This is a genomic window from Thauera linaloolentis 47Lol = DSM 12138, assembly GCF_000310205.1.
GTDB lineage: Bacteria > Pseudomonadota > Gammaproteobacteria > Burkholderiales > Rhodocyclaceae > Thauera > Thauera linaloolentis.
Genome location: NZ_AMXE01000100.1, coordinates 1 through 11,178, shown reverse-complemented (window position 1 = coordinate 11,178; position 11,178 = coordinate 1). Strand labels below are relative to the sequence as shown.

8 protein-coding genes and 1 tRNA gene are annotated in these 11,178 nt (G+C 63.4%); 7 read left to right on the top strand and 2 right to left on the bottom strand.

Annotated features, from left to right (window positions below):
* Window positions 1-23: 23 nt before the first annotated feature.
* On the bottom strand, window positions 24-1,946 hold the full coding sequence (locus C666_RS17050) for a PrkA family serine protein kinase (RefSeq protein WP_004344664.1): 1,923 nt from the start codon (window positions 1,944-1,946) through the stop codon (window positions 24-26).
* A gap of 338 nt (window positions 1,947-2,284) precedes the next feature.
* Here C666_RS17050 and tig point away from each other — a divergent pair, with 338 nt between their 5' ends.
* The 6 genes from tig (at window position 2,285) to C666_RS17020 (ending at window position 8,659) form a co-directional block, all read left to right on the top strand.
* Complete coding sequence (gene tig, locus C666_RS17045) at window positions 2,285-3,589, top strand: trigger factor (protein WP_004344661.1); 1,305 nt, start codon at window positions 2,285-2,287, stop codon at window positions 3,587-3,589.
* 20 nt (window positions 3,590-3,609) lie between these two features.
* Window positions 3,610-4,248 (top strand): ATP-dependent Clp endopeptidase proteolytic subunit ClpP, encoded by a 639-nt coding sequence (gene clpP / locus C666_RS17040; RefSeq protein ID WP_004344659.1) that lies wholly within the window; start codon window positions 3,610-3,612, stop codon window positions 4,246-4,248.
* 16 nt (window positions 4,249-4,264) lie between these two features.
* Complete coding sequence (gene clpX, locus C666_RS17035; RefSeq protein ID WP_004344657.1) at window positions 4,265-5,533, top strand: ATP-dependent Clp protease ATP-binding subunit ClpX; 1,269 nt, start codon at window positions 4,265-4,267, stop codon at window positions 5,531-5,533.
* Window positions 5,534-5,627: 94 nt separating this feature from the next.
* Window positions 5,628-8,045, top strand: coding sequence for an endopeptidase La (lon, locus tag C666_RS17030; RefSeq protein ID WP_004344654.1), 2,418 nt, complete (start codon window positions 5,628-5,630; stop codon window positions 8,043-8,045).
* A 226-nt stretch (window positions 8,046-8,271) separates the two neighbouring features.
* The gene (locus C666_RS17025; RefSeq protein WP_004344652.1) at window positions 8,272-8,544 is read left to right on the top strand and encodes an HU family DNA-binding protein; all 273 of its coding nucleotides are present in this window, start codon (window positions 8,272-8,274) and stop codon (window positions 8,542-8,544) included.
* A 39-nt stretch (window positions 8,545-8,583) separates the two neighbouring features.
* Window positions 8,584-8,659 (top strand) — tRNA-Val (locus tag C666_RS17020).
* 127 nt (window positions 8,660-8,786) lie between these two features.
* On the opposite strand, the gene C666_RS21120 is transcribed toward C666_RS17020, so the two are convergent.
* A complete protein-coding gene (locus tag C666_RS21120; protein ID WP_004344650.1) occupies window positions 8,787-10,115 on the bottom strand; it encodes a methyl-accepting chemotaxis protein in 1,329 nt (442 codons plus the stop codon).
* A 473-nt stretch (window positions 10,116-10,588) separates the two neighbouring features.
* Here C666_RS21120 and C666_RS17010 point away from each other — a divergent pair, with 473 nt between their 5' ends.
* Window positions 10,589-10,930, top strand: coding sequence for a DUF3861 domain-containing protein (locus C666_RS17010; protein WP_004344648.1), 342 nt, complete (start codon window positions 10,589-10,591; stop codon window positions 10,928-10,930).
* Window positions 10,931-11,178 lie beyond the last annotated feature (248 nt).

Sequence of the window (11,178 nt, the reverse complement as noted above, 5' to 3'; positions counted from 1 at the left end):
CCCCCCGCCTCATCCGCACGGGTTCATGAAGACTTGCGCACGCGCAGGTACCACTCGCACAGCAGGCGCACCTGCTTCTCGGTGTAGCCCTTCTCGATCATGCGGTCGACGAACTGCTGGTGCTTCTTCTGTTCGTCGGCGCTGGCCTTGGCGTTGAAGCTGATCACCGGCAGCAGGTCTTCGGTGTTGGAGAACATCTTCTTCTCGATCACCGCGCGCAGCTTCTCGTAGGACGTCCAGCTCGGATTGCGGCCGTCATGCTTGGCGCGGGCGCGCAGCACGAAATTGACCACCTCGTTGCGGAAATCCTTCGGGTTGCTGATGCCGGCCGGCTTCTCGATCTTTTCGAGTTCGTCGTTGAGCGCGGCGCGGTCGAGGATCTCGCCGGTGTTCGGATCGCGGAATTCCTGGTCCTGGATCCAGAAGTCGGCGTAGATCACGTAGCGGTCGAAGATGTTCTGGCCGTATTCGGAATAGCTCTCGAGGTACGCGGTCTGGATCTCCTTGCCAATGAACTCGGCATAGCGCGGCGCCAGGTATTCCTTGATGTAGCCCATGTAGCGGGCTTCGGTCTCGGCCGGGAACTGCTCGGCCTCGATCTGCTGCTCGAGCACGTACATCAGATGCACCGGGTTGGCGGCGACTTCGCGGTGGTCGAAGTTGAAGACCTTCGACAGTGTCTTGAAGGCAAAGCGGGTGGAAAGCCCGGTCATGCCTTCGTCGACCCCGGCGTAGTCGCGGTATTCGGGGTAGCTCTTGGCCTTGGGGTCGGTGTCCTTGAGGTTCTCGCCGTCATAGACGCGCATCTTGGAGAAGAGGCTGGAGTTCTCCGGCTCCTTCAGCCGCGAGAGCACCGAGAACTGCGCCATCATCTTCAGCGTGTCGGGTGCGCACGGCGCTTCGGACAGGGAGCTGTGAGTGAGCAGTTTTTCGTAGATGCGGATTTCATCCGACACGCGCAGGCAGTAGGGCACCTTGACCGTGTAGATGCGGTCGAGGAAGGCCTCGTTGTTGCGGTTGTTCTTGAACGCGACCCATTCGGATTCGTTCGAGTGCGCCATCACGATGCCATCGAACGGAATCGCGCCGAAGCCCTCGGTGCCCTTGTAGTTGCTTTCCTGCGTGGCCGTGAGCAGGGGGTGCAGGACCTTGATCGGTGCCTTGAACATTTCGACGAATTCGAGCAGGCCGCGGTTGGCCAGGCACAGGCCGCCAGAATAGCTGTAGGCGTCGGGGTCGTCCTGCGAGTACTGTTCGAGCTTGCGGATGTCGACCTTGCCGACCAGGGACGAAATGTCCTGGTTGTTCTCGTCGCCCGGCTCGGTCTTGGCGATCGCCACCTGGCGCAGCACCGAAGGCATCAGCTTGACGACCCTGAAGCGGGTGATGTCGCCGCCGAATTCGTGCAGGCGCTTCACGGCCCACGGGCTCATGATGGTGTCGAGGTAGCGGCGCGGAATGTGGAAGTCGTCTTCCAGGATGCGGCCGTCCTCCTGGGCGTCGAACAGGCCGAGCGGCGATTCATGTACCGGCGAGCCCTTGACTGCGTAGAACGGAATCTTCTCGATCAGCGATTTCAGCTTTTCCGCCAGGGACGACTTGCCGCCCCCCACCGGGCCGAGCAGGTAGAGGATCTGCTTCTTCTCCTCCAGTCCCTGCGCCGCATGGCGGAAGTAGGACACGATCTGCTCGATGGCTTCTTCCATGCCGTAGAAGTCACGGAAGGCGGGGTAGAGGCGGATGATCTTGTTGGAAAAGATGCGCGAGCGGCGCGGGTCCTGGCGGGTGTCGACCAGTTCCGGTTCGCCGATCGCGGCCAGCATGCGTTCCGCGGCCGAAGCGTAGGCCATGCGGTCGCTGCGGCACAGTTCGAGATACTCCTGCAGCGACATTTCCTCTTCGCGCGACGCCTCGAAGCGGGCCTGGTAAGCATTGAAGATGGACATGGCAGTCTCCCTTACGATCGGTGCGAGGGGCGTATATCCGGCATGCGCGCCCCGTATCCAGCCACGTTGCAGCGAGCTCCGGCCACCATGCGAGGACGCCGGCTCTGTAGCATCAGAGGCCCGGCCGTGGTGTGAGTTCCGCGCCTGCATCCGCCTTTTCGCGGCGTATCCGCGCCCTCGATCGCGGCCGGATTCAGTCCCCGGGTGTGACGCGGGGGCTGTGCTAGAATCCCGCTTTTCGTTCATCGCGTTTACGCTGACGATGAGTGCGCGTGCCTCTTCTTGGGGTGTGCCCGCGTCGGCGGGAACGGTTTTTTTGACTTCTCAGGATCGACTCAATGGAGCAGAACCAGGTTAGCCCGAGCGCGCTGGAGCGCCGTATCGACATCGCCGTTTCGCTGGCGGACATCGAGAAAGAGGTGGATGCCCGCCTCAAGCGCATGGCGCGCACGGTGAAAATGCCGGGGTTCCGCCCGGGCAAGGTGCCGATGAAGATCGTCGCCCAGACGCATGGCGGCCAGGCGCGCGGCGAGGCGGTCGGTGCCGCGGTCGAAAAGGCCTTCGGCGACACCGTGCGCGAGCAGAACCTGCGCGTGGCGGGCTATCCGAGCATCGAACCCAAGGACGGTGCTGCTGAAGGCACGCTGGCGTTCAGCGCTGTCTTCGAGGTCTATCCCGAAGTGGTCGTCGGCGAACTCGCCGGCCAGCAGATCGAACGCCCGGCCCTGGCCGTCGGCGATGCCGAAGTCGACAAAACCCTCGACGTGCTGCGCAAGCAGCGTACCTCCTTTGCCGCGGCTGACCGTGCCGCGGCCGAGGGCGACCGTGTCGCCATCGATTTCACCGGCCGCAAGGACGGCGAGGTGTTCGAAGGCGGCGAGGCCCAGGACTTTCCTTTCGTGATCGGCGCCGGCGCCATGCTGAAGGACTTCGAGGCGGCGGTCACCGGGCTGAAGGCAGGCGAGGGCAAGACCTTCGATCTGACCTTCCCGGACGACTACCATGCCACCGAGCTGGCGGGCAAGACCGTCCAGTTCGAGATCACCGTGAAGCAGGTCGAAGGCCCGGTGCTGCCCGAGATCGACGCCGACTTCGCGCGCTCGCTGGGTGTGGCCGACGGCGATGTGGCCAAGCTGCGCGAAGAGGTCAAGGGCAACCTCGAGCGCGAGGTCAAGCGCCGCATCCAGGCCAAGGTCAAGGAACAGGTGATGAACGCGCTGATCGCCGTCACCCCGATCGAAGTGCCGAAGGCGCTGGTGCAGGCCGAATCGCAGCAACTGGCCGACAACGCCCGCCGCGATCTCGAAATGCGCGGCATGAAGACCAAGGACATCCCGGTCGATCCGTCGTGGTTCGCCGAGCAGGCCGAGCGCCGTGTCCGCCTGGGCCTGATCATGGCCGAGCTGGTCAAGGCCAACGAACTCCAGGCCAAGCCGGAGCAGATCCGCGCGCTGGTCGAGGAAATGGCGCAGAGCTACGAGGACCCGTCGGAACTCGTGCGCTGGTATTACGCTCAACCCGAGCGTCTGGCGCAGGCCGAGGCCGTGGTGATCGAAGACAATGTCGTCGCCTGGGTGAGCGAGAAGGCTCAGGCCACCGACAAGGACGTGACTTTCGACGAACTGATGGGCAACGCGGGCTGAGTCCGCAAAGGGTCTGACGAATGATGCAAGGAACACCCCAGCACAGCAGCGACTGGAATCCGGTCGGCCTCGGCCTGGTTCCGATGGTGGTCGAACAGAGCGGTCGCGGCGAACGCGCCTACGACATCTATTCGCGCCTTCTGAAGGAGCGGGTGGTGTTCCTCGTCGGCCCCGTCAATGACGTGACCGCCAACCTGATCGTCGCGCAGTTGCTGTTCCTCGAATCCGAGAATCCGGACAAAGACATCTCCTTCTACATCAACTCGCCCGGCGGCTCGGTCACCGCCGGCATGGCGATCTACGACACCATGCAGTTCATCAAGCCGAACGTCAGCACGCTGTGCATCGGCCAGGCGGCGAGCATGGGCGCCTTCCTGCTGGCTGCGGGCGAGAAGGGCAAGCGTTTCATCCTGCCCAACTCGCGCGTCATGATCCACCAGCCGCTGGGCGGCTTCCAGGGGCAGGCCTCGGACATCGAGATCCACGCCCGCGAAATCCTCTACCTGCGCTCGCGCCTGAACGACATGCTGGCCAAGCACACCGGCCAGCCGTTGGAGCGCATCGAGAAGGACACCGACCGCGACAACTTCATGTCTGCCGCGGCCGCGGTCGAATACGGCCTGGTCGACAGGATTCTGACCAGCCGCGACGACACCTGATTCAGGAGACCCCCACATGACGGACAAGAAGGCTGGCGGCGACAAGCTGCTGTACTGCTCCTTCTGCGGCAAGAGCCAGCACGAGGTGCGCAAGCTGATCGCCGGCCCTTCGGTCTTCATCTGCGACGAATGCATCGAACTGTGCAACGACATCATCCGTGACGAGATCGTTGGCGCCGCAGATCCGGAGAGCATCAAGGGCGCGCTGCCCACGCCGCGCGAGATCTGCGACATCCTCGATCAGTACGTGATCGGCCAGGCAAAGGCCAAGCGCAATCTCGCAGTGGCGGTGTACAACCACTACAAGCGCCTGCGCCACATCGAGGCCAAGGAAGACGACGTCGAGCTCGCCAAGAGCAACATCCTGCTGATCGGGCCGACCGGCTCGGGCAAGACGCTGCTCGCGCAGACGCTGGCGCGCCTGCTCAACGTGCCCTTCGTGATGGCCGATGCGACGACGCTGACCGAAGCCGGCTACGTCGGCGAGGACGTCGAGAACATCATCCAGAAGCTGCTGCAAAAGTGCGATTACGATGTGGAGAAGGCGCAGCAGGGCATCATCTACATCGACGAGATCGACAAGATATCGCGCAAGGCCGACAACCCCTCGATCACCCGCGACGTGTCGGGCGAGGGCGTGCAGCAGGCCCTGCTGAAGCTGGTCGAAGGCACGGTGGCCTCGATTCCGCCGCAGGGCGGGCGCAAGCATCCCAACCAGGATTTCATCCAGATCGACACCACCAACGTGCTGTTCATCTGCGGCGGCGCCTTCGACGGCCTGGAAAAGGTCATTCGCAACCGCACCGAAAAAGTCGGCATCGGTTTCGGCGCAGAGGTGAAGAGCAAGGAAGGCAAGAACCTCACCGATACTTTCCGCCAAGTCGAACCCGAGGATCTGATCAAGTTCGGCCTCATCCCCGAACTGATCGGCCGCCTGCCGGTCGTCGCCACGCTGCAGGAACTCGACGAGGCCGCGCTGATCCAGATCCTGGTCGAGCCCAAGAACGCGCTGGTCAAGCAATACCAGAAACTGTTTTCGATGGAAGGCGTCGAACTCGAGATTCGTCCGGCGGCGCTGCACGCCGTAGCACGCAAGGCGATCAAGCGCAAGACGGGGGCACGTGGCCTGCGCTCCATCCTCGAAGCTTCGCTGCTCGACATCATGTACGACCTGCCAACCCTGAACGGCGTCGACAAGGTCGTGGTGGACGAGGCGACGATCGAGGAAGGCGGCAAGCCGCTGCTGATCTACGCCGAGCAGCCGAAAGTGTCGGGTGCCAACTGAGGCACGCGTTTTTCTGCTGCCGGCCGTACCCGTCGCTTGAATTTCCAGGTCACGCCCATACATGGGTGTGACCTTTCGCTTAAGGAAAATGAAAATGTCGGGTTCTGCTGACCTCCCCAACGAACAACTGGAAATGCCGCTGCTGCCGCTACGCGACGTGGTGGTGTTTCCTCACATGGTCATCCCGCTGTTCGTCGGGCGCCCAAAGTCGATCAAGGCGCTCGAGAGCGCCATGGAAGCCGGCAAGAGCATCCTGCTCGTCGCGCAGAAATCGGCGGCCAAGGACGAGCCTTCGATCGAAGACCTCTATTCCATCGGCTGCATCGCCAACATTCTGCAGATGCTGAAGCTGCCCGACGGCACCATCAAGGTGCTGGTCGAAGGGGTGCGCCGCGCCCGCGTGGATTCGGTCGAGGACCTGCGCCACCTGTTCGTGGCGAAGGTGTCGCCGGTTCAGGTGAGCGAGGTCGATACCAACGAAGTCGAGGCGATGCGCCGCGCCATCGTTGCCCAGTTCGACCAGTACGTTAAGCTGAACAAGAAGATCCCGCCCGAGATCCTGACCTCGCTGGCCGGCATCGACGAAGCGGGCCGCCTGGCCGACACCATCGCCGCGCACCTGCCGCTCAAGCTCGAGCAGAAGCAGGACGTGCTGGAAATGTTCGACACCGGCGAGCGTCTCGAGAAGCTGCTGAACCAGCTCGAAGCCGAACTCGACATCCTGCAGGTCGAAAAGCGCATCCGCGGTCGCGTCAAGCGCCAGATGGAAAAGAGCCAGCGCGAGTACTACCTGAACGAGCAGGTCAAAGCGATCCAGAAAGAACTTGGGGAGGGCGAGGAAGGCGCCGACCTCGAGGAAATGGACAAGAAGATCAAGTCCGCCGGCATGCCCAAGGAGGCGCTCGCCAAGGCTCAGTCCGAATTCAAGAAGCTGCGCCTGATGTCGCCGATGTCGGCTGAGGCGACCGTCGTGCGCAACTACATCGACACGCTGATCGGCCTGCCCTGGAAGAAGAAATCGCGCGTCAGCAAGGACCTGGTCGAAGCCGAGAAGGTGCTCGACAGGGACCACTACGGACTCGACCGCGTCAAGGAACGCATCCTCGAATACCTCGCCGTGCAGCAGCGCGTGGACAAGGTCAAGGCGCCGATCCTGTGCCTCGTCGGCCCTCCCGGGGTGGGCAAGACCTCGCTCGGCCAGTCCATCGCCAAGGCCACCAACCGCAAGTTCATCCGCATGGCGCTTGGCGGCGTGCGCGACGAGGCCGAGATCCGCGGCCACCGCCGCACCTACATCGGGTCGATGCCGGGCAAGATCCTGCAGAACATGAACAAGGTCGGCGTCAAGAACCCCTTGTTCCTGCTCGACGAGGTGGACAAGCTCGGCATGGACTTCCGCGGCGATCCCGGTTCGGCGCTGCTCGAAGTGCTCGACCCCGAGCAGAACCACACCTTCCAAGACCATTACATCGAGGTCGATTTCGACCTGTCCGATGTGATGTTCGTCGCCACGGCCAACACGCTGAACCTGCCGCCGGCACTGCTCGACCGCATGGAAGTGATCCGTCTGTCCGGCTACACGGAAGACGAAAAGGTCAACATCGCCCAGCGCTATCTGCTGCCCAAGCAGATCAAGAACAACGGCCTCAAGCCGGAAGAACTCTCGGTCACCGAAGAGGCGCTGCGCGACGTGGTGCGTTATTTCACCCGCGAAGCGGGTGTGCGCAGCCTCGAGCGCGAGATCTCCAAGATCTGCCGCAAGGTGGTCAAGCAGCTCGTGCTCAAGAGCCGCAGCAGCAAGATCGTCATCAACGCGAAGAACCTCGACAAGTTCCTCGGTGTGCGCAAGTACAGCTTCGGCATCGCCGAAAAGCAGAACCAGGTCGGGCAGGTCACCGGCTTGGCGTGGACCGAAGTCGGCGGCGAACTGCTGACCGTCGAGGCGGTGCAACTGCCGGGCAAGGGCAAGGTGCTCACCACCGGCAAGCTTGGCGAGGTGATGCAGGAATCCATCCAGGCCGCGCTGTCGGTGGTGCGCAAACGCGCGCGCTCGCTGGGCATCGAAGAGGATTTCCACCAGAAGAGCGACATGCACATCCACCTGCCGGAAGGCGCGATTCCCAAGGACGGCCCGTCCGCGGGGATCGCGATCAGCACCGCGCTGGTATCGGTGCTGACCGGCATTCCGGTGCGTTGCGACGTGGCGATGACGGGCGAAATCACGCTGCGCGGTGAAGTCCTGCCCATCGGCGGCCTCAAGGAAAAACTGCTGGCTGCCGTTCGGGGTGGCATCCACACTGCGCTGATTCCGGAAGAAAACGTCAAGGACCTGGCGGAGATTCCGGAAAACATCAAGAATGCGCTGGAGATCGTCCCGGTCAAGTGGATCGACCAGGTGCTGGAGCGTGCGCTCGAACGCCGTCCGGAGCCCTTGCCCGAAGCGGTGGCTGCCGCTGTCACGGCCGCCCCGGCGGAGGCCGATGCGGCCGCCGCTACCCAGCGCCCGCACTGAGCCTCCGCAAGGCAGAACACTCTGCCGCATGCCCCTCGCGACAAAGCCGTAACGTATGCATACACGTTGCGGCTTTGTCGTTGATATGCCGCGTTGACACCGCTGAAGTGCGCGCGCTATAAAACCATGAAATTGGCAAGCAGCCCAGTCACGCCCGATGTCCCGCGCCATCAGCGCAATGCAGTGAGCTTCCGTCCCATCGCAGTGCATTTTCGGAGGGGTTTAAGTGAACAAATCAGAACTGATCGACGTTATCGCGAAGCACGCCGAAATCTCGAAGGCCGCGGCAGGTCGTGCCCTGGATGCAGCCGTCGAGGGCGTGGTGGAAGCCCTCAGGAGCGGAGACAGCGTGACCCTGGTGGGCTTCGGTTCCTTCTATGTCGGCGAACGCGCAGCACGTACCGGCCGCAATCCCCGCACCGGTAAGAACATCAAGATCAAGGCGGCAAAGGTTCCCAAATTCCGCGCTGGCAAAGGCCTCAAAGATGCAGTAAACTGACGGGCTTTACAGGATTGCCCGTCAAGGCCGTCCCGGCGCGGGTGCTTAGCTCAGTTGGTAGAGCGTCGCCCTTACAAGGCGAATGTCGGCGGTTCGACCCCGTCAGCACCCACCAAGAACACCTGCCGCGCAGTGGCAAGAAGCACGATCGAAAACCCGCATGGCTCGAGGCCTTGCGGGTTTTTTCTTGCCCGAAGAAAAGCGCCTCGATTGTGGTGTGGCGCTCCGCCGTGGTTGCGGCGTCAGTCCTGATGCTCCTGGTGGCTGATCATGCGTGCGGCGTGCTGGGTGGCCTCGGTGGTGCGGGTGGCCAGCTTGCGCACCTCGTCGGCGACCACCGCGAAGCCGCGTCCGGCGTCGCCGGCGCGGGCGGCCTCGATGGCGGCATTGAGCGCCAGCAGATTGGTCTGGCTGGCGATGCTCTGGATGGCCGCCACGATGTCGGTGAGCTGGCGCAGATTGTCTTCCTGCGTGCGGCGCTGCTGTTCCTGGGCTTCGAGCAGCGCTTTCTGTTCCACTTGCGCCTGGATGTCGACCAGCGCGCCCACCACCCGCAAGGGCGTGCCGTTGGCGGCGCGGCGGGTTGCGCCGCGGGCGCGGAACCAGCGGTATTCGCCGCTCTTGGTTTGCAGACGGTAGGTGACGTCGAACGGGGTACGGCCCGAGCTGTCCTTGAGGTGGGCGACGAAGGCGCCGATGGCGGCTTCCTTGTCCTGCGGGTGCAGGCGTGAGGCCCAGCTGTCGAGCACGTCGGGGAATTCCTCGATGGTTTCGAAGCCCAGCAGGCGGCGGAACTGCGGCGACCACCAGAACGGGTTGCGTGGATTGACCGGATCGCCGGCGATCACCTCCATGTCCCAGATGCCGTCGTTGAGCATTTCACGCGATAGCTCGAAACGCGTCATGGTGGTTTCCAGCTCGCGTTGGTGTTCGCGTTCCTCGTGGATGGAGCGCAGCGAACCGGCCACCCGCAGCGGGATGCCGTTCTTGTCGCGTAGCGTTTCGCCGCTGGCGTGGAACCAGCGGTAGCCGCCGCTCTTGAGTTCCAGCCGGTATTCGACCTGATACGGCGTGCTGCCGCCATGGTCGCCGAGGTGGCGGGCGAACGCATCCAGTGTGGCCTGCTTGTCCTCGGGGTGCAGGCGGTCGGCCCAACTTCCCAGACTATTGGGGAAGTCGTTTTCGTCACGGAAACCGAGCAGCGCGCGGAACTGGTCTGACCACCAGAATGCATTGCGCGGGTTGAGCGGATCGCCGGCGATCACCTCCATGTCCCACAGCCCTTCGCTGCTGGCGCGGCCGACCAGATCGAAGCGCACCTGCAGGCTGTGGAAGGCATCTTCGCGCTCGCCGAGGCGGGCGCGCAACGCCTCGATCTCGGCGCGCAAGTCGGCGTTTTGTCGTTCCAGCGTGTCGCAGGCATCGCGGCGCTTCTGCCAGGCCTGACAGGCGCGGCGCTGCAGAGGCGTGTCGCCGAGCTGGGAAGGGGGCATCGCGTCCCCGCTTTCCAGGGCTGCGATCAGGGTTTCGAGGGTCTTGGCATGGGTTGAACTGCCCAAAAGGGAAAACATCGCGCGTCTCCGTCAATGCTCTTGATGGCATGGTCGCCCGCAAACCTCGTGGTGTGCGGTGTTGCGACAGCCTATGGACCGATATCGGCCTTGGCAACGATTGCTTGATCCTCGAAGTCGATATTTTCTGGCGTCAGTGACTGCGTGTGCGTCAAGCACGCTTTGAGAGTGGGTGCGGCAGCCTGTTGATCGAAGGGGCGGGGCGGAAGATGGGAGGCGGATCCGGTGGCGCCCGCCGTGCTCGCGCGCTTCAAGGCCCGGAGCACGCTGGACGTGCGGCCGGGCCTCGGGCACGATCGGCACCCGGCCCGGTTCGAAGCGCTGGCAGAGCGTATTCCACGTGCGGCAGCACCCCTTCCCGGGCGTATCCTTGCGAAAGCCGCTCAGCGGCGGCAGCGGGCTGGGCGCCGGGATGCAGACGGGCGCCCCGGCTGGCAGCGATTCCGGATCATCAGTACTAAGGAAATTCGGTCGTGAAGAAACATCGATATCGTGTCACCCTGGAACATCTTTCGGATGCCGATGGCGAGCCTTCTTCGCAGGTGCCATTGCAGTTCGAGGTGGGCAATCACGATGAGATCATCGCAATCGTGGAGCGCCTGCGTAGCCGGGGAGATTTCGATGCCACGACCGCTGCCGCATTTGGCGTTGGTTTGAAGCTGTTCAGCGAAGTCATGCTCGAGAATCGGAAGAACCCGTTGTTTGCATCGTTCCAACCGCATTTCGTGCAATTCATGAAGCGCCTGAAGCATCCGGCGCAAGAAGAGAATGCCGGCAAGGCAGTAGCCGCGCCTGCAGAGAAACCGCAAGGCTGAGCGCTTTGCCGGTTCTTTCATGCGCCATCCCGTGCTGGCCCGCCGAGCCTCATGCCGCCAGCGATGGCGGTACGCGCTATCCGCAATGTCCAAACCGCGTTTGAGCCGGCGACAGCCCGGCTCCGTCCTGGCGCTGCTGCTGTCGTGCGCACTGCATCTCCTGCTGTTGCTGCTGGCGCCAAGCCCCAGGCCGGCGCCCGAGCCGCCGGCGGCATCGTCGGCGCAGCCGTCCATTCAGGCCCGTCTGC

Excerpts from the sequence above, each read along its gene's own strand:
- tig (WP_004344661.1), top strand. The coding sequence starts at position 2,285 with ATGGAGCAGAACCAGGTTAGCCCGAGCGCGCTGGAGCGCCGTATCGAC.
- C666_RS17050 (WP_004344664.1), bottom strand. The coding sequence starts at position 1,946 with ATGTCCATCTTCAATGCTTACCAGGCCCGCTTCGAGGCGTCGCGCGAA.
- lon (WP_004344654.1), top strand. The coding sequence starts at position 5,628 with ATGTCGGGTTCTGCTGACCTCCCCAACGAACAACTGGAAATGCCGCTG.
- C666_RS21120 (WP_004344650.1), bottom strand. The coding sequence starts at position 10,115 with ATGTTTTCCCTTTTGGGCAGTTCAACCCATGCCAAGACCCTCGAAACC.
- clpP (WP_004344659.1), top strand. The coding sequence starts at position 3,610 with ATGATGCAAGGAACACCCCAGCACAGCAGCGACTGGAATCCGGTCGGC.
- clpX (WP_004344657.1), top strand. The coding sequence starts at position 4,265 with ATGACGGACAAGAAGGCTGGCGGCGACAAGCTGCTGTACTGCTCCTTC.